An 18,535-nucleotide genomic window follows, 5' to 3' on the forward strand; every position below is an offset into this window, starting at 1 on the left:
TCTCTGTTTAGTTCGGGTTCAGTTCGGTCGATCCTTTCGATGGCGCTGCCTTGATGAAATAGAGGATCGCAAGGACGCTCGCTGCGCTGAACAGGTACGGATAGACGGATGTGCCGATTCCGCTCAGGCCGATCAGCGCCGGGACGATCAGCGTCATCCATGATTGGACGAGGGCGACGCGGGCCGTATAACCGTCGATCGACAGACCGAGCCCCATGCCGGCGAAGAACAGCCCCCAGAGAAACGCCCAGAACAACCACGTCACGCCGCCGATCCAGTCCCCCGACTGGAAGCCGGCGAAGGCATAGAAGAGTGCCGTCACAGCGACGAACAGCGAGAACCAACCGACGCCGCTGCCGTCGATTCCTGCGATGAACGTCACGCCGACGTAGAGATAGGTGAAGGCGAACAGGTAGATGCTCGCGTAAGCGAATGTCATCGCCGGCTCCGTGATGACGAGCCACGTCGCGATGAAGCTTTGAAGCAGGCCGACGAACAGGCTGAGCACGCCCGCGCTGCGGACGTCGACCTTGCCGAACAGGACCATGCTATTGACGAAGAGGGCAAGGCCTCCGAATAGTAAACTGATGTTTCCCACGTACGATTCCTCCGATTAGACGTCTGACGTCTTGGTGATACCTCTACATTAGGGGGAAACCGGCGGCTCTGCAAGTGACAATTCAAAGAACGGCAAAAAAAGATGCCCGGTCACCCGGAAACGGGCGACGGGCATCATGGGAATCAAAGCTTCGAGATATTGCGGAGCGTCGTCTCCGTCTGGGCAGGTGACCCGTCGAGTGTGACGAGTCCGTAGAGGACGCCGTTCTTTTTGAGGAAGAAGACGCGCGTGTTACGGGATTCAGGCGTATAACCCGTCTTGCTCGCAAGGAGCGTGTGCGTCTTCGGCCAGAGCTTCTCCGTGTGGCGCCATGTCACGGTGCGCGGATCCCCCTGCATCCGGAACGTGTATGACTTCCTGCTGCTTACGGTGAGCAGGTAGGAGTTCGAGGCGTAAGCATTCGCGAGACGTTGCATGTCGGCGGCCGTCGTGTAGTGGCTCTTGTCGTAGTAGCCATGCGCATTGCGGTAACTCGTGCCGCTCATGCCGAGCGCCTTCGCCTTTGCGTTCATCATCGATACGAACTTCCAGTGCGAACCTGCCGTCTTGACGGCAAGCGCGAGGGCCGCGTCGTTGCCGGACGGAAGCATCGTCCCGTTGATCAGCTGGCGGATCGTCACGCGGTCACCGACACGCAGGCCGGCTTTACTCGAATCCCATGGTACGGCGATCATCGACTTCGTGATCGTAAACGGCTTATCAAGTGTTCCGTTTTGACGTGCGACGTCATAGGCGAGAATCGACGTCATCAGTTTCGTCGTGCTCGCCGGATAGCGGCGGACGAGGCTCGCCTTCGATTTGATGAAGGACGTGTCAGAGCCGATCTTGAAGTAACGCATCGATTTGACCGGATAAGGCGAAGGAGGCGCATACTTTTTTACGACCTGGTTCGACATGTAATAGTAACGGTCCGACAGCTTCACCTTGTACCACCCTTTCGAGTAGGAGACGGCCGTCAAACGGGTTTTGTAAGGAAGGGTCTTGTAGATCGTCTTCTTCGACGCGGTGCTCGGGGCGGTCCGGACGTGCGCGCCCGCCTTACTTTTGACGACGACCTGATAAGAGGCAGCCGCTTCGGCCGTAAGGGCCGGAAGGATCAGGCAGAGTGACAAAATAAAAATTGCTAAACGTTTCAATTGAAAATCTCCTTTCCGTGATTCCGAAATACTGTCTTCAGTATAGGACACGGAATAAGGAATTATCTTCCTTTTGAAAAAAGAACGGCCGCATCGGGCCGTTCTTCATTCGGAGACGAGACTGCCGCTGTAGCGGTAGACGTTCCCTTGCTTGATGAAGCTGAGGACGACGTTTCCGTCACTGCCTCTCATCGTGTAGTGCTTCTCGTATCGAGCCTTCCCGTCCTCGAGCATGTATCCCCGTGCGACCTGACAGCTGCCGAGCCCGTCTCCCGCGATGACGCCGTCGACCTGCTTGAGCGACATCCCGCGCTCGAGCCTGTTCAATACGGTACCCGGTGCACTCCGGTCGACTTTCGGACAGGACGTCATCATCTTCGACGTCAAACGTCCCCCGGTTGTCCGGTCATGGAAGGAAAGTTCATAGGAAGTCGCCCCCGATGAACGGAAGGAGTAGGTGATCTGGTCACGGGATTTCGCGACGACCTCCCCGTATGTCGCGATGCGTGCGATGTGGGCCTTCGCTTTGACCGTGCTGATGCTGTCCCCGATTACGAACATGCCGAACTCTGCCGGTGTGATCGGTGCCGCTGCACCAGCGAGCGTCGGGACGGCGAGCAAAGCGGCGAGCGGGACGATGATTTTTTTCTTCTTCATATCAAATCCTCCGTTCTAAAAGACACGTTCTTCTGTGATAATTGTTTTCCCGAAAAACAATCTAGATATGCCTGATAGTGGAAAAAATTGTACGTCCGTTTAGGGATGATTTAGGATTAGATAGGGAACAGAAGGGGAAATATCGAAAATTTGCTGGAGGAGTGAATGTGATGAAAGTAGCAGTTATTGGACTCGGAGATATCGCACAAAAAGGTTATCTGCCGGTGTACGCGGAACGTGAGGACTTGGACGTCTTCCTCGTCTCAGAGAACGTCGCGAAGGCGGAACGGCTCGTCCGTAAATACCGTTTCGCGGGAGCTGTCGCTTCGATCGAGGAACTTCCTGGACTCGGCGTCGAGGCGGCGTTCGTCCATTCGACGACACATGCCCATGCGAGGCAGGTCGAAGCATTGCTCGACCTTGAGATCCATGTGTACGTCGACAAGCCGGTGTCGATGAAAATCGAGGATGTGCGGCGCCTGACCGTCCGCTCCGAGGAGAAGGGATGCCATCTCGTGACCGGATTCAACCGTCGTTTCGCGAAGGCGCATAAGGCGCTGCTCGCGGTCGAGGACCCGAACATGGTCGTCATGCAGAAGAACCGGACACTTTATGAGGAGATCGCGCGCGACTTCATCTTCGAGGATTTCGTCCATGTCGCGGACACGCTTCGTTTTCTGACCGGACGAGGCGAAATCGAGGACCTGTTCGTGCGCGGCCGGGAAGTCGACGGTCTGCTCCGCCACATCATCATCCAGTTCCGCTCAGGAGGAATCCAGGCGATCGGCATCATGAACAGGGACAACGGGGTGACGGAAGAAGTCGTCGAAGTGATGGGGCCGAACGAGAAGCGGATCGCTGAGCATGTCACGACCGTCACCCGTCTGACGAAGGAAGGGACGCTCAAGCTTCCGCTCGACAACTGGGAGCCGACGCTCGTCAGGCGCGGTTTCGTCGAGATGATCGACGCCTTCCTGAAGACGGTGCGCGGTGAACCGTCGGATTCCGTGACGGCACGGGACAGCCTCGCGACGCACGAACTATGCGCGGACGTCCTTGCCCGCCTGAAGACCTATCCATGAGGACATGAGAAAAGGAGCCGAATCGGCTCCTTTTTTAGTTCTTCCTCAGTTGGAAGATTCGCTTCCCGGAAGGTCCCTCGTAGACGATCTCGAGCTTCCCGAGTTTGAACGTGTAGGTGATCACACCTTGGACGAGCGGCTCGGTCGCTTGCAGTTCAGGTGTGAAGCGAATAATGTGCCTCGCGTCCTGAAGCGGTTGTTTCGATGAACTGACGCCGTAATCGTTGAAGGCGAGCGTCGCGATGAGTTGGTCGGAAAAAGTGACATCGACCTCTCCTTCAGCCTTGATCGGCCGCGTCTCCGTGCCGATCCGCTCGAATGCATGATCGACGACGTATGTCCCTTCAGCCTGATCCAGTTCGGCGAGCATCTCCTCGACGCTGATCCGGATGGCGTGGGCCTTTCGTGTCGTCTGTAAGTCGGCCTCTGAGAACGACATGACTTCTTCAGCGAGCAGGATCGCCTCATCGAAATGGTAGGCAGCGAGTGCCTGCTCGAGTCTGAGCATCGCCTCGGCCTGGGCCTTCAATTGTTTGTCGGCAGCTGTCGGGTCGTTCCCGGTCACGCGGGAGGAGGCCTGCGCATAGCTGCCTGCCTGCATGTCGGAAAGCGTCCGTTCGTCATGCTCGTCACATGCCGCGAGCAAAAGGAAAGGCAGCAATAAAACAAGACGGCGCATCACCTCACCTCCTTGCGTTTCAGTTCATCGATTTGGAGATGGTCGACCTTCAAGATGATCTTATAAACGGCGTCGTACCGTACGAGTGCGTCCGACGAACTCTTCAGGCGATAGACTTCCCGCGTCCTCACCGTCCATGCCTTGCCGTCCCAGCGGAGGGGCTCGAAATCGATCGATTCGAAGCAGGGACGCGGATTCCCTTTCTTCGGCAACAGCGCCTTCGTGTTCTCGACGTCCTGTAAAAAGACGTCGATCGTAGCGTACTGGATTCCTTCATAGGCGGAAAGCATGTCCTGTTCGCGGAATGATGCCGTGTCGGGAAGAGCAGTCGCGTACTGGCGGACGAACTGAAGCAACTGATAAGAGGTCGGCGGTCGCGCAGGGGAGAAGGTCGCTTCGATCAGCGGCTCCTCATCCGACCAGGCGGAGCGGCTGAGGGCAGACACACGTATTTCCTCTTGCGGCGTGCCTGCGATCGTCGTCTGCCACCACCACCACCCGCCGAGAAGCGACGCGAGGAAGAGGATGATCGAGGCTACGACTTCCCGGGACGTAAGACGCCGCCGTGAGCGAGGTTCGCGCGGACGACCCTTCTTGATCACCGGATGGGCGCAGTGCGGACAGGCTTTCGCGTCAGGTCCGAGCGGCGTGCCACAAAGCTTGCAATGTCGCATCTGAGCGGTCTCCTTCCTGCACGTATGATTGTGAAACGAAGTTTTGATTAATATCGTATAAAATTGAAATTATGTAGATGATACCATTAATATGAAAGTGAAATCAAAGCCCACCTTTAAAGATACCCCGTTCCTGTATGGCGTAAAACCGGCTCGAAGCGGGAAAAATGAAATGAGAAGTGAAAAGCGAAAGGGGGAGGCGGATGAGACATGTCATCGTCATCGACAGCTTCAAAGGTTGTCTGTCATCGAAGGAGGCGGGAGAAGCAGCGGCACGGGGCATCTTGCGCGCCGACCCGTCAGCGGAGGTCGCCGTCTATCCGGCTGCAGACGGCGGGGAGGGGACGCTTGAGGCGCTTCCTCCGTCATTCCGTCTTGTCGAATGTGAGACGATCGATCCGCTCGGACGATCGATCACGGCGCGATACGCCGTCCGCGGTGACGAAGCGATGATCGAATCGGGCGAAGCATGCGGTCTAGCCCTCGTTCGCACAGAGGAGAGGGCTTGCGAGCTGATGCACACAGGAGGAGTCGGGCGTCTGATCAAGTCGGCGATCTCGCGCGGCTGCAAGGTGGTCTACGTCGCTCTAGGAGGGAGCGTGACGACGGATGGAGGACTCGGCATGCTGCGTGAGGTCGGTGCAGCGTGCCGTGATTCATTCGGAAATGCCGTGACTGAGGGTAATCCGCTTCTGCAGACGGAATGGATCAGCCTGCCGCAACTCGACGTCGAACTCGTCCTGCTCGCTGACGTCGACAACCCGTATGCGGGACCGCGTGGTGCAGCCCGCGTCTTCGGTCCGCAAAAAGGGATGTCTCCTGCTGATATCGAACGGTTCGACGAGGCACTGCATCGCGTCGGCCGGCTGCTTGGCGTCGAAGACGAGCCGGGGGCCGGTGCAGCAGGAGGACTCGGGGGTGCGCTCCTCGCGCTTGGAGCGCAAAGGCGTTCCGGCGCACGATTCGTCCTCGAAGAAAGCGGGGCGCTCGAAGCAATCCGGGAAGCCGATATCGTCTGGACGGGAGAGGGCAGGATCGATACGCAGACGGCACACGGAAAGCTGCCTGCTGTCGTCGCGTCCTGCGCGCGCCGGGCGATCGCGCTGGCGGGAGAGGTCACGGACGAAGCGGTCCTCGAGGCCTATTCGATTCACGAGCGGGACTTGCCGCTTCAGCAGATGATGGATCCGGCCTATGCGAAGGAACGGATCGAACGGACAGCGGAGCGCATCGTCCGGGGAATGGAGGTGGACTGATGGAGTGGATGACGGAACTGATCGGACTTGCCGTGATCGTTGCGACGGGGATCACGCTGTTCCTCACCGGCAGAAAGCGTGCGAATCCGGACGAGCCCGAGCCGGCATTGACGGAGCCAGAGGAATCAACGGGAGAAAAGATGCCTGAGGTCAGCCGGGAGGTGACGTTTGAAATTCCGATCATCCCGCTGCCGGAAGGAGTCGAAGTGAAGACGCGTCCGCTTCCGACAGGGGAGAAGGTGACGGAGACGCTTATCTCGCTTGCGAGCGAATACGCACCGAACGTCGCGCAGGACGGGCGGATGAAGATGCTGTTTCACCCGGACGCCTTGCGTGAGCTCCAGAAGTCAGCACGGCTGCTCCCGGGGAAGAGAGGAGACGGATCGATCCAAGGTACGTTTCCGGATCTGTCAGTCCCGCTCCACCATCCGGCGATGTTGTCGCAATTCGCCTTCGGCCTCGCGACGGCGATCGTCGCCCAGAAGCATCTGGCGGAGATCAATGCCTCGCTGCGGCAGCTCGACCGGACGACGCGGAAGCTGATCGACTGGGAGTTGCGCGATCACCTCGGAGTGTCGCGGACGGTCCAGGCCTACTTCGTGGACCGCGTCATCCCGGCCATGTCGAACGGGGAGATGCCAAGCGGAATCGAGCACGAGATCGAGAACCAGTACGGACAGTTGACACGCTCGCTCCAATCGCTCGGTCTGAAGCTCGAGGACGAACGCAAGAACCTGTTGCGCTTCCGTTTCGCGAAAAGCGCCTATTCGGCCGAGAAGGTGTTCGCCGAGTATGACCGGGAGACGGCATTGTTCGAACAGCTCGTCCCGGTCTACATCCATCATCTGAACGTGCTGAACCAGATCGTCCTGCCCTATTACAGGCTGACTGCGACGAAGCAGGAACGCCAGGCGCTCGCAGCGAGGAGCGAGACATACGCGAACACGTTCGAAGGAATCGTGCGCGACGTCCTCGCCCATCTCGAGCAACAGGCACCGGAGGTATGGATCCGCTATAGGCGGGAAGCGTACCTTGAGGCGCAGCGGGAACGGCTGGCCGCTCACCACGCCGGGATCCGCGAGATGCCGACGGCGCTGCTTCCGCCCTCAGGCGACCCGTTCGAGGAGACGATCGAGATCCTTGTCGAGACGAGGGACGGGCAGGTCGTCTCCTGTGAATGGATCGAAGAGGATTTTGAAAATGTGGGAAGTGACGGAGTGAACGGGGAGCGGGACGGGTACTAAGGAATTAGAACATTCTCAGAAAGTAGGCCACGCCATGATCAACCAATCGATTCAACTCTCCTTCCGCCAAGTCCGCGGTCTCGTCGAACATTCGCTGCTACTGTTCAAGGAGATGGACCAGCAACTCGCGAATCGGGGCTACGAACCCGTGCTCGGGGATCAGGTCCAGACAGAGCACGGCCTGAATATCCATCAGACGAAGGACAGCGCAGAGACGCTCGTCCCGCACTTCCTCAGCCGTCCTTATATCCGGAAGAACGAGAAGACCCATGACCATGCCCTGATCGTCAGCGTCCAGTTCACGCATCCGCTCCATGACGCGTTCGACCCGGTCGTCCTCGGGGCAGACATTCGCCTGAAGCCGAAGGTCAACGCGCGGAAGGTGCTCGAGAGCAAACCGTGGCTCGTCAAATACGCGGCGTTCGAGTCGCCGGTCGCAAAGGACTTCAAGCCGAACGGTGAACGCTTTTCGACAAAGCCGATCGAGGAGGTCGAGTCGATGGATGTGTTCGCGCATCCGCTCGTCGACATGCGGAACGTCGAGGACGTGACAGCGCTCGCGGAGGAATTGATCGCGCGCCATATTCAAGAAAAGTAATATTACAGTCTTTGTTCATTCACGTGACAGCCCGTTTCTTGCGGGCTGTTTTTGTTATGCTGAGAGAGAACTGTGAACGAAAGGAGAAATGCGCCATGAGAAAGAAGCTGAGATTGTCGCGCCGTGTCATGTTCGCCACGCTCGCACTCGTGCTCCTCGCGAGCCTCGCCGTCCTCGGCGGTGTCGGGATGGAACGCGACGTCGTCATCCTCGTCTCTGGAGTCGTCGCCCTCTGGGTAGCGATGCTTGCTCCTTTGACGGTATATACGCCGAATACTTGAATTCGGTCTTATCTCGACCGCGTCAGCCTCATGAAGGCTGGCGCTTTTTCGTCGTTGCACGAAAAAAAAGAGGGTGACTCAAAAGTCATCACTCGTCCTTCACTCGCTTTCCTCAGGCGAGACACAAGCCGCGGATTCCTTTCCGAAGCGGAAAGGGAATCCGGGTCTTGTCTGTCTCTGACAGCGCGAACTATCGCGCTTTTTCCTGCAGGAGTCGAGTGGAACGAGTGATGTCGGCTGAACGAGAAACCGGGAGTGGATTAGAAGTCCACTCCCGGTTTTCGTTTACTGATCGACTTTTGAGTCATCCTCTTAAAAGGTGATCACTTCACGAACACAGGCACGTCGAAGATCGCCGTGTACGTTCCGAGTGATTGATACATGTCATAGATGCGCGTCGTCTGCTTCGAAGCCCAGCCGATGTCCGTCGCGTACTGATGGACGCCAGGAGCTACCGGATTCCAGCGCATCTTGTAGAGCGTGTTTTGCGGATAGCTGTTGTGGATGTAGCCTTCACCGATGAACTTCGCACCGCCGATGATGGCCGCCTCCGGTGTGAACCAGCCTTCTTCGTAAGCGCGCTTCGAGCCGCCACCGAGCGGATCGCTGTCTACCGCGCCGATACCGAACATGTTGTAGACTTTCCGTCCGTTATATATGACGCCGTTCGCGAGTGTCGACGTACCGTTGCCCGTCTCGAGCAATGCGTGCGAGATCAGATAGGCTTCGTTGACGCCGTACAGCTTGCCGCCGTCGATGAACGCCTGTCCGCATGCGCCGTACGTGCACTTCTCGAAGATGCCTTTTCCTACGAGGAGCTTGTTGAGTGTCGAGGCCGGGACGCCGACGCTCTTAGACAGGTCGAGGAACTGGAAGTATTCCTTCGATGTCTTGTCGACCCGCACCGGGTCGGCCGCTGCGTAGACGTCGCCTTTAAGCGCGTGCATCCATGTCGCCGTGATCTTGTAGAAGCTACCTTCTTCCGCGTAGACTTTGACAGTCGCGTTCTTCAAAAGCGAGCTGAACAGGCTCGATGGCGAGAGCGTCTCGTCCGGTGTCAGGCGGAGGTTGACGCCGCTGATCGCGTAACCCGGTCCGCCGTAAGATGAGATGGCGCCACCGAGCTTGATGTAGCCTTTTGAGACATAGAGGACCTTCGTCCGGTACTTATCCGTCTGCGGCGTCCGTGTCATCTGTGTCGCGACGAACTGATCGTACGTGTATGGCACGTTCGACGCTTCATAGACGCTCATCTTCGCGAGCGCCGTGACGACCTGGCTGCTCGGGACATAGCCGTACGTGCCTTCGTGAGAGACGTAGTAGAAGTTTCCGATTTTCGCAGTCGCCTTGAGACGGACCGACTTCTCGACGTCCGCTTTCTTCGTGTGCGCCGTGCCTGCATAAGCATAGAGGGATGCCTCGGTTCTCGTCAGCAGTTCCTTGCTGAGCGTCTCACGGATCGCCGGGACGAGGAATGGCTTTTCGATCCATCCTGTCGCGCCGTTGATGCTCACCTTCACGTAATGCTTGTCGTCCGGCGTCCATGCCGTCTGCTGGCTGAGGACGTGGTTGTTTACCGGGACGGTCGCGACGAGATTGCCGGATCCCGGCGCGCTCGTCAGGTTGACGGTCGAAGCCGTCAAATAGATGGCCGATTCTTTTTGATAGAGCACTTCTGCCGCCTCCAGTTCCGAGCTCGCGACGTATCCCTTCTTCCCGTCGAGGGTGACGAGAATCCAGTCGCCGATCCGTCCGGTCGCGATGAGGCGGTCATTGCCGTCCGCCGTCGCGATGACGGAATGGGCAGGTCCAGCGTACGAGCGGACCGATGCAGTCGAGACCGGCTGGTACATCGTCTTCGGCATCATGCTGTAGGTCGTTTCTTTTAAGTTGCTGAGCAGAAGATAACCGCTCATTCCATTCACCTTAGCTAAAATATAGTCTCTCCCCGAGATGCTCGTCGCGCGTTTCGTCGTATAGACCGTGTTGCCTGTACCGAGCGTAAGGAGAGTCCGTCCCGTTCCGTCGATCTTCGACATGAAAGCCGTCGGTCTTTCAGTGATGAAACGTGTCCCGGGAATCGTCACCGAGCTCATGGTCACCGGTGAGAGGGTAGAACCATAGGCGTACCCCGTCTTCCCGCCATAGCTGATGCGGTACCAGCTGCCGATCTTCACCGTCGGCTTGACGAGCGTGCCTTTTGGGACCGTCTTGACGGCAGCGTAGGAGCTTCCGACATATGAACGGAGCAGCGTCGACGCCGTCGTCTTATAGGATTTCCCGCTCAAAGAAGTCGAAGCGATGATTTTTCCTGAACCGGCCGGAATATAGCCTGTCTTCGAATCGATCGAAACCCGGTGCCATACCTTCCCGCTTGCATCCTTGACGGAAGAAGAGGTGACATAGACATTCCCCGAAGTGAGCGTCTTGACCGTCGAAGCGCTTGAGCGCGCCGCAGACTTGACCGCCGTGCTCTGGCTGAGCAGGTAGTTCACCGGCGTGGATTGTTTTACGCTCGCAGCCAGGGTATGTGCCATCAGAACGTAGCCGATCTTGCCGTTGTAGCTTACGCGATACCAGTCGCCTAACTTGCCGCTCGCTGAAAGCGAAGCACCCTTAGGAACGCTTGAGAGAGCGCCGTACGCCACACCTGCGTAAGAACGAAGGGATGTGCTGACGTTCGTGACAAGCGCGTCAGCAGGGAGCGTGACATAAGGGACGACCGTTCCTTTTCCGGCTGGAATGAATCCGAGTTTGCCGTCGATCGCGACGCGGTGCCACGATTCGCCGTACGGGTTCTTGATGACAGTCGATGTGTAGTAGACGTCGCGTTTCTTGAACGTCTTCAACGTCTGCGCTGTCGACTTCGCCGACATTTTTATCGCGACGTCAGCTGACAGGAGGAAACGTGTCTTTGCGATCTTGGTCATCGTGCTGTACTCGCTCAATGACTTCAAAGGTATGTAACCTGTCTTGCCCGCATAGACGGTCTTGCGGTAAGTACCGCTGATCGACAGATAGTTCGACTTGAGCAGCGTTCCTTTCGGGACCGTTGCGAGCACCTTCTTCGTCGAGCCGGTTCCATTATAGAGAACTGTAGCTGTGTTCGTTTTATAGCTCGTCCACGGCGTAGTCGCCGCATTGGCAGTCTGCGTCACAGTGCTGAACAGACCGATGACGAGCAAGAGCGCGATCAGTCGCCGCACCGTGATGGGGAAAAAGTTCTTCAATCTCTTAAACCTCCTAGGTCTTGTCAGGCATAGGTTGCTGTCGTCTCTGAGATGTGATGGATTCTAAGGTGATGGATGATTCTCATCTCTACTATCGACTAAATGTAAGGAGGTTTTAATGAAAACTTGAAATTTTATAAAAAAGAGTAAATCAGTAATTGAAAAAACACCCATCCTCGGGATGGGTGTCAAAGGTTCAGTGAATATGGCGTTCGATCGAAGGAAGATCAGACGTCGGCAGATTGCACACGAAGTTCTCGCACAAGTAAGCGGTCGTCGGTCCTTCGCGCCGGTAATCTGCCACGAACGGCGCGACGCATGCGAGATCGTGGCCGGAACGGGCGGTCAGGATGGCCAGTTCCGGAAGATGCTTCCTTCTTAGACGCGAGAGGAACGCAGTGGCGTCCTCGTCGTCGGCCGTCAGCACGATCAGTTCACGCCGAACGTGCTCTGTCAGGCAGTAGGCTTCAAGGAGCGCCGCATGGCCTGTCGGCTGGGACCGGACGTCGGTCGAGCTGAACAGGCGGAATGCCTTCTCCTCATAGTCCGTCTCACCGGTCAGTTGGCTCAGGCGCAGCAACAGCCTCGCCATCACGCTGTTTCCGGACGGGAGGACGCCGTCGTAATGCTCCTTCGAGCGGATCATCAGCTCCTCCTGGTCGGTGCCGGTGAAGAAGAAGCTGCCCGCAGCGTCATCGTAGAACAGCCGGACCGCATCATCGACGAGCTCCCGTGCCCGAAGCAGGTCGCGTACGTCGAGCGTCGCGTCATACAGTTCGAGATAGGAGGAGGCAAGATAGGCATAGTCGTCAAGCAGGCCGAACCCTTTGACTTCTCCGTCACGCCAGCGGACCATCAGGCGTCCGTCGACGACGAGATGTTCCTCGATGAAGCGGGCAGCGCGCCGTGCTCTCTCAAGATAGACCGGTTCGTCGAAAGCGCGGGAGGCGCGGGCGTACGCGGCGATCATCAATGCATTTTGTGACGTCAATACCTTGTCGTCAAGGCCTGGCCGGGTGCGTGTGTTGCGGACGGCAAGCAACGTGCGGCGCTCGGACGCGAGCTGCGCCATCAGCGCGCGCGGATCGAGCCCCGCCTGCTCAGCGAGCTGATTGAAGTCCTGTCCCGTCCGGCGCAGGACGTTCGCCCCTTCGAAGTTCCCTTCAGCGGTCACGCCGTAGGCTTTCGCGAACAGGGAATCGGGACCGAGCAGCTCATCGATTTCGCTCTTTTGCCAGACGTAGAAGGTACCTTCGCGTCCTTCCGAGTCGGCATCCTCAGCCGAATAGAACGCCCCTTCAGGCGACGTCATGACGCTCTCGATATAGAGGAACACTTCCTCGGCGTAGACGCGGAAGCGCGGCCGGCCGGTCAGCTGGAACGTCTCGGCGCACAAGAACGCGAACAGGGCGTTGTCATACAGCATCTTCTCGAAGTGGGGAATCTCCCACGCCGCGTCGACGGCGTACCGGGCGACACCGAAGCCGACCTGGTCGTAGATGCCGCCCTCCCGTATCGCGGTCAGCGTCCGCATCACCATCTGGAGCGCCGTCTCATCCTCGGCGTAGCGATGATATTCGAGGAGGAAGGACAGCAAGGGGAGTGACGGGAATTTCGGTGCGCCGCCGAAACCGCCGTTTTTCGTGTCGAATTCGCGCATCAGCTGGTCGAACGCATCGTGGAGGACGTCTTCGTCGAGCGGACGGCCGTCGCTCCTTGAGACGTGCATGAGAGCCTCCTTGACCTCTTGTCCGATTCGCGAGACCTTCGCCGGGTCGTCCGAATAATGGTGCGCGAGCTGGACGATGACCTGCGTGAAACTCGGTTGATTGAAGTGGGGTTTCTTCGGGAAATAGGTCCCGATGAAGAACGGGGTCTGGTCCGGCGTCATGAAGACGCTGAGCGGCCAACCGCCCTGGCCGTTCATCAGCTGGGCTGCCGTCATGTAGATCTGGTCGATGTCAGGCCGCTCCTCCCGGTCGACCTTGATCGAGACGAAGCGCTCGTTCAGGACACTCGCTGTCTCCGCGTCCTCGAAGCTCTCGTGGGCGAGGACGTGGCACCAGTGACAGGTCGAATAGCCGATTGACAGGAAGATCGGCTTGCCTTCCGTCCGTGCCCGCTCGAACGCCTCTTCTCCCCATTCGTACCAGTCGACCGGATTCTCGGCATGTTGAAGCAGATAAGGCGATTTCGAATGAATCAGCCAATTATATCGTTCGGAATGGCGTGTTTGCATGATGATGCCTCCTTCAGTGTCAGTTCTCTTTCACGATACCCATTTCAAAGGACGCGTACAACTCGACTGGGACAAATGATTCAAAAACAGGGGTGTATGGGTCTTATGACTTACAATGAAGGAAAGAGGGGGGAAGGTATGAAAAAGGGGATCATATTGATCGTGGTGCTGGTGCTTGGCATGGGGATGCCGGCAGAGGCGAAAACGGATTATCATTCAGCGAGCTACGTCTACCTGACGTTCGATGACGGACCGGATGATCGGACGCCCGCGATTCTTGACGTGCTGAAGAAGCAGAAGGTGAAGGCGACGTTCTTCGTGACCGGACGGAACGCGAAGCGCTATCCGACCTTGCTGAAGCGAATCGCCAAGGAGGGGCACGCGATCGGCCTTCACAGCATGACGCATGACGCGAAACTGTTCTATAAGACACCTGCCTCCGCAGTCGCGGAGATGAAGGAGACGCAGGTGATCGTCGCACGCTTGACCGGCAAGAATGTGTACGATGTACGCGTCCCGTACGGCAGCGTCCCGAAGATGACGTCCGAGCACATCAAGAAGATGGAGGCGGCAGGCTTTCGGATCTGGGACTGGAACGTCGACAGCGAGGACTGGCGATATGCGAAACGTCCTAAAGTGACGTTCGAACGCGTCGCGCTCGGTTTGGAGCGAACGGCAGAAAGAAGAACGGCTGCCGTCGTCCTGATGCACGATCACGCGACGGACCCCGTCATCCTCGAGAAGTGGATCGTATCCGAGAAGAAGAAGGCCGCCTTCCGGACTGTGCAGCAGGCGAAGACGTCCTACAGCTTCTTCGCGAAGTGGCCGGCGAAGAAATGAGTACGGGGTGGCGTCAGCCATCCTGTTTCCTAAAAAACATTGACTTTATGAAATACCCTATGTTATATTACAGGAAGTCATGTATCGGGGATGATCACTCATGTGAGAATCCTTAACCCAAAACAACCACATATCAGGTCTGGATTTTTAGACCTTACTGACCACCATGTCAGACATAAGTCATCGCTTTTATTTTGTCCTGTGCGCGAGCACGGGGAACCTAGCAAGATAAACCTTTCCCACGATACTTCGCGACTCGTCCGAGTCATTTTCTAAAAATCCCAGTAGCGCCATTGATGCGCATCTTGATTCTCGCTAAAACGCTTGATTCAGCTGGCGCGGCCTAGGAGCCGCAACAACGAAAGAGAGGTAGGGCTTTCGTCGTTTCAGGTGTTTTGATCACCTGTAATCCCCGATTCGATGACAACCAAAAAGAACTCACGCCATAGGGCGTTTTTTTTGTGCCTTTTTTAGGGAATCCTCTGAAAAAGGAGGTGCTTACACATGCCATGGAATGAGAAGAACTATCCGGACTCATTCAAGAACTTCGATCCGGAACTGCGCGAGAAGGCAATCGAAATCGCGAACGCATTGCTCCGTGACGGATACGATGAAGGGCGGGCGATTCCAATCGCGACGTCGCAGGCCGAGAAATGGTACGAGTCCCATAAGAATGGAAAAAACGAACGATGAAAACAATGTAAGCGATGTCATATCTTCGATTTACGAAGGATGACATCTTTTTTTACGAAAAAAATACACCAGATAAAGAAATATCTGATAATATAAGAGAGCACTAACAATTTCTGTCTGGGAGGTTCATTCATGAAATACGGCAGCACGATTGGGAAATGGGCATTAGTGGGAGTACTGGCAACAGGCGTTTTACCGCCGGCTGGTGCGGTATTGGCAGAAGGCGAAGGCGTCATCTTGTCAGAGTACATCGAAGGATCGAGCAACAACAAGGCAATCGAAATCTTTAACGGATCAGGCCAGATCATCAACCTGTCCGATTATGCATTGATTCAATACACGAACGGCGGACCGACCGAGGCGAAGATCACATTGTCGGGCACGATCGAACCGGGCAAGACGTTCGTCATCGCGAACTCGAGTGCAAACGCTGACATTAAGGCGAAGGCACAGCAGACGACAGGCTCACTCAATTTCAATGGGAACGATCCGGTCGCGTTGAAGAAAGGGGACGCGATCGTTGACATCATCGGACCGATCGGGTCTTCGAGCGATTTCGCGAAGGATACGACGCTCGTCCGCAGCGAAGCGGTCGTAAACGGCGTCACGGCATATGACGCGACGCAATGGTCGAAACTCCCGGTCGATACGATTGCTGGGCTTGGCACACATACCGCATCCGGCGACAGCGACATCGTCGTCGCACCGACAGCGACGCCGACTGGCGAAGTCGAGCGCGGAACGAAGGTGACGCTTTCTGCTGAAGGCGTGATCCACTATACGCTTGACGGTTCGACACCGACGGCCAGCAGCCCGGTCTACTCGGAAGCGATCACGATCAACGACGAGATCACGGTCAAGGCGATCGCGATCAAGGACGGGAAGTCGTCTGCCGTATCTTCATTCAAATATTACATCGCTCCACCGATCACGAAGATCAGCACGATCCAAGGAGCTTCGCAGCGCTCACCGCTTGAGGGCGAGAAAGTCCGGACGAGTGGTATCGTCACATATGTCGCTGACGGAAGCAACTTCTACATGCAGGACCCGAACGCGGACAGTGACAGCAAGACGTCTGAGGGAATCCTCGTCTATGCGCCGAACCACGGCGTCACAGTCGGACAGGCCGTCTCGACGACAGGTTTCGTCAAGGAATGGATTCTTGGCGGCTACAGCGACAAGTTCGACACGGACCTCGCCGTGACTGAAATCAACAGCGTCAACCTCGTCAAAGGGGCACTCAACGAAGGCTTGCCTGCGAGCATCGTCCTTGGCGGCGACGGCGTCCTCATTCCGACGAAGGTCATCGATAACGACGCGTTCGCGCAGTTCGACCCGGAAGAGGATGCAATCGACCTGTATGAGAGCCTGGAAGGAATGCGCGTCGCACTTCCGAACGCGATCGTCACGGGACCACAGGCGAACCGGACGATCCCGGTCCGGACACAGACGACTGACAAGCTCTACACGAAGCGCGGGACGCCGATCCTGCAAGCCGATAACGCGAACCCGGAGCGACTATTCGTCGAGATGGGCAGCTCGTCTTACCGCGCGAAAGCGGGCGATCGCTTCGAAGGAACGATCGAAGGCGTCATGAGCTACAACTACTCGGCCTATAAAGTGTTGACGAAGGCGGCTAATCTGCCGACACTCATCACAAGTGAAGTCGACCGTAAACCGACGACGATCGCGACTGACGACTCGCGTCTGACGATCGCTTCGTACAACGTCGAGAACTTCGCTTCGACGGCGGACGCTGGCAAGGTGGATCGCGTCTCGGAAGGAATCGCGAAGTTCCTGAAGACGCCGGACATCGTCGGTCTGACGGAGATGCAGGATAACGACGGTGCGACGGACAGCGGCACGGTCGATGCGTCGAAATCATTCGAGACATTGATCGCTGCGATCGAAGCAAAGACTGGTGTCCGTTATGCGTACACGGACATCGCGCCAGTTGATAAAGAAGATGGCGGGCAGCCGGGCGGAAACATCCGCGTCGGATTCCTCTATAACCCGGCACGCGTCCAGCTCGCAGCAGGGGAGAAGGGATCAGCGACAGAGGCGGTCAAGGTCGAGGATGGCAAACTCTCGCACAACCCGGGCCGGATCGAGCCGAACGACCCGAACTTCGAGAGCTCGCGTAAACCGCTCGTCGGCGAGTTCGTCTTCAAGGGCGAGTCGTACCACGTCATCGTCAACCACTTCAACTCGAAGGGCGGCGACGGGGCTGACTTCGGCAAGAACCAGCCGGTCGTCCGTAAGAGCGAAGTACAGCGCCACGCGATCGCGAACATCGTCAACGATTTCGTCGAATCGCTTGAAAAAGAGATCGACGAGCCGAACGTCGTCGTACTTGGCGACTTGAACGACTTCCAGTTCTCGAAGACGCTCGACATCCTTAAAGGTGACGTCCTCTACAACACGGTCGACGACCTGCCGGAGAACGAGCGCTACTCGTACATCTACAACGGGAACGCACAAGTACTCGACCATATCCTCATCTCTGACCGCCTGAAGGCGCTGACGGAGTCGGATATCGTCAACATCAACTCGGATTATATGGAAGCGGACGGAAGCGCGAGCGATCACGACCCGGCGATCATCTCGATCGAAGGCGTCGAGCGTCAAGTGGCGGTCGACGGAAAAGCTGTGATCGGCGACTGGCGCGTCACGCAAAAAGGCGTCCATAACGTGATCGAGCACAAGGTCGGTTCGACATGGATCAAGGTCGGTGAGACGCACGGCTTGCAGCAAGGTGAACTCCTGGAACTTCGCGTCATGAAGGATACGCCGTATATCGAAGTGAAGACGAAGAAGGAAGGTACGCTCTGGCTGACGCCGATTGGCGGCAAGAAGCTCGGCGAGACGGACAAGTTCTGATTTGGAATAGGCTTTTAATAGATAAAGCGGAGCTCACTGCTCCGCTTTTTCGTGTTTTTTGAAGAGCGAATAGGCCAGGGAGATGACGCTGACGACGAACGTCGCCATGAGGGTGGACTGCAGGGAGAGCATTTCGAACATATAGATGAAGCGGACGATGATCAGGCTCACGATCGTGGTGAACCCTGGCAGAAAAGAACGATTCATCAGATTACCGCTGCCGGGGACGAGCAGTTCGAGTCCGAAGCGTTGCGTCACCCTTGTGTTCGGATGGGCGTGAGCGAGGCTGAATGAGACGGTCAGGAGGACGAGCAGCATCCAACCGGAAAACAGGTACTGCTGGATCGAAGGGACCGAGATCGATTCATACATGAAGTACAGTAATGGCATGTTTTTCTCCTTTTCGAAAAGTGTAGATTGCACGGAA

Annotated in this window: 16 protein-coding genes; 8 read left to right on the top strand and 8 right to left on the bottom strand. The window is 57.0% G+C overall.

Annotated elements, in window-relative coordinates; all coding sequences use genetic code 11:
- Positions 1 to 7: 7 nt before the first annotated feature.
- The 3 genes from DFG60_RS10590 to DFG60_RS10600 all read right to left on the bottom strand — a co-directional run bounded on the left by DFG60_RS10590 (position 8) and on the right by DFG60_RS10600 (position 2,412).
- On the bottom strand, positions 8 to 598 hold the full coding sequence (locus DFG60_RS10590) for an AmiS/UreI family transporter (protein ID WP_114571744.1): 591 nt from the start codon (positions 596 to 598) through the stop codon (positions 8 to 10).
- 143 nt (positions 599 to 741) lie between these two features.
- Positions 742 to 1,755, bottom strand: a complete 1,014-nt coding sequence (locus DFG60_RS10595) for a serine hydrolase (RefSeq protein WP_232818696.1) — start codon at positions 1,753 to 1,755, stop codon at positions 742 to 744.
- 105 nt (positions 1,756 to 1,860) lie between these two features.
- The gene (locus tag DFG60_RS10600) at positions 1,861 to 2,412 is read right to left on the bottom strand and encodes a hypothetical protein (RefSeq protein WP_114571746.1); all 552 of its coding nucleotides are present in this window, start codon (positions 2,410 to 2,412) and stop codon (positions 1,861 to 1,863) included.
- Positions 2,413 to 2,582: 170 nt separating this feature from the next.
- Between DFG60_RS10600 and DFG60_RS10605 the strand changes: the two genes are divergently transcribed.
- Complete coding sequence (locus DFG60_RS10605) at positions 2,583 to 3,494, top strand: Gfo/Idh/MocA family protein (protein WP_114571747.1); 912 nt, start codon at positions 2,583 to 2,585, stop codon at positions 3,492 to 3,494.
- A gap of 34 nt (positions 3,495 to 3,528) precedes the next feature.
- On the opposite strand, the gene DFG60_RS10610 is transcribed toward DFG60_RS10605, so the two are convergent.
- Together DFG60_RS10610 and DFG60_RS10615 are read right to left on the bottom strand one after the other, a co-directional pair.
- Positions 3,529 to 4,173 (bottom strand): hypothetical protein, encoded by a 645-nt coding sequence (locus DFG60_RS10610; RefSeq protein WP_114571748.1) that lies wholly within the window; start codon positions 4,171 to 4,173, stop codon positions 3,529 to 3,531.
- Entirely contained in the window at positions 4,173 to 4,847 is a 675-nt protein-coding gene (locus tag DFG60_RS10615) for a zinc ribbon domain-containing protein (protein WP_114571749.1), read from the bottom strand. The genes DFG60_RS10610 and DFG60_RS10615 overlap by 1 nt, the downstream gene beginning before the upstream one ends.
- A 203-nt stretch (positions 4,848 to 5,050) precedes the next feature.
- Between DFG60_RS10615 and DFG60_RS10620 the strand changes: the two genes are divergently transcribed.
- The 4 genes from DFG60_RS10620 to DFG60_RS10635 all read left to right on the top strand — a co-directional run bounded on the left by DFG60_RS10620 (position 5,051) and on the right by DFG60_RS10635 (position 8,226).
- The gene (locus DFG60_RS10620; RefSeq protein ID WP_114571750.1) at positions 5,051 to 6,103 is read left to right on the top strand and encodes a glycerate kinase family protein; all 1,053 of its coding nucleotides are present in this window, start codon (positions 5,051 to 5,053) and stop codon (positions 6,101 to 6,103) included.
- A complete protein-coding gene (locus tag DFG60_RS10625; protein ID WP_114571751.1) occupies positions 6,103 to 7,347 on the top strand; it encodes a hypothetical protein in 1,245 nt (414 codons plus the stop codon). Before DFG60_RS10620 ends, DFG60_RS10625 begins: the two co-directional genes overlap by 1 nt.
- Before the next feature lie 34 nt (positions 7,348 to 7,381).
- Positions 7,382 to 7,945 (top strand): hypothetical protein, encoded by a 564-nt coding sequence (locus tag DFG60_RS10630; protein ID WP_114571752.1) that lies wholly within the window; start codon positions 7,382 to 7,384, stop codon positions 7,943 to 7,945.
- Between the two features lie 95 nt (positions 7,946 to 8,040).
- A complete protein-coding gene (locus DFG60_RS10635; protein WP_114571753.1) occupies positions 8,041 to 8,226 on the top strand; it encodes a hypothetical protein in 186 nt (61 codons plus the stop codon).
- Between the two features lie 323 nt (positions 8,227 to 8,549).
- On the opposite strand, the gene DFG60_RS10640 is transcribed toward DFG60_RS10635, so the two are convergent.
- Both DFG60_RS10640 and DFG60_RS10645 read right to left on the bottom strand, forming a co-directional pair.
- Positions 8,550 to 11,456: an SH3 domain-containing protein gene (locus tag DFG60_RS10640; protein WP_114571754.1), complete on the bottom strand. Its 2,907-nt coding sequence runs from the start codon at positions 11,454 to 11,456 to the stop codon at positions 8,550 to 8,552.
- 196 nt (positions 11,457 to 11,652) lie between these two features.
- Complete coding sequence (locus DFG60_RS10645; protein ID WP_114571755.1) at positions 11,653 to 13,695, bottom strand: thioredoxin domain-containing protein; 2,043 nt, start codon at positions 13,693 to 13,695, stop codon at positions 11,653 to 11,655.
- A 138-nt stretch (positions 13,696 to 13,833) separates the two neighbouring features.
- On the opposite strand from DFG60_RS10645, the gene DFG60_RS10650 reads away from it, so the two are divergent.
- The 3 genes from DFG60_RS10650 to DFG60_RS10660 all read left to right on the top strand — a co-directional run bounded on the left by DFG60_RS10650 (position 13,834) and on the right by DFG60_RS10660 (position 18,108).
- Positions 13,834 to 14,535 (top strand): polysaccharide deacetylase family protein, encoded by a 702-nt coding sequence (locus tag DFG60_RS10650; RefSeq protein WP_157964533.1) that lies wholly within the window; start codon positions 13,834 to 13,836, stop codon positions 14,533 to 14,535.
- A gap of 504 nt (positions 14,536 to 15,039) precedes the next feature.
- Complete coding sequence (locus tag DFG60_RS10655) at positions 15,040 to 15,228, top strand: DUF2188 domain-containing protein (protein ID WP_114571756.1); 189 nt, start codon at positions 15,040 to 15,042, stop codon at positions 15,226 to 15,228.
- Positions 15,229 to 15,360: 132 nt separating this feature from the next.
- Positions 15,361 to 18,108, top strand: coding sequence for a chitobiase/beta-hexosaminidase C-terminal domain-containing protein (locus tag DFG60_RS10660; RefSeq protein ID WP_114571757.1), 2,748 nt, complete (start codon positions 15,361 to 15,363; stop codon positions 18,106 to 18,108).
- Between the two features lie 33 nt (positions 18,109 to 18,141).
- On the opposite strand, the gene DFG60_RS10665 is transcribed toward DFG60_RS10660, so the two are convergent.
- Positions 18,142 to 18,498 (bottom strand): hypothetical protein, encoded by a 357-nt coding sequence (locus DFG60_RS10665; protein WP_114571758.1) that lies wholly within the window; start codon positions 18,496 to 18,498, stop codon positions 18,142 to 18,144.
- Positions 18,499 to 18,535 lie beyond the last annotated feature (37 nt).

This window comes from Exiguobacterium flavidum, assembly GCF_003344535.1.
Classification (GTDB): Bacteria; Bacillota; Bacilli; order Exiguobacteriales; family Exiguobacteriaceae; genus Exiguobacterium_A; species Exiguobacterium_A flavidum.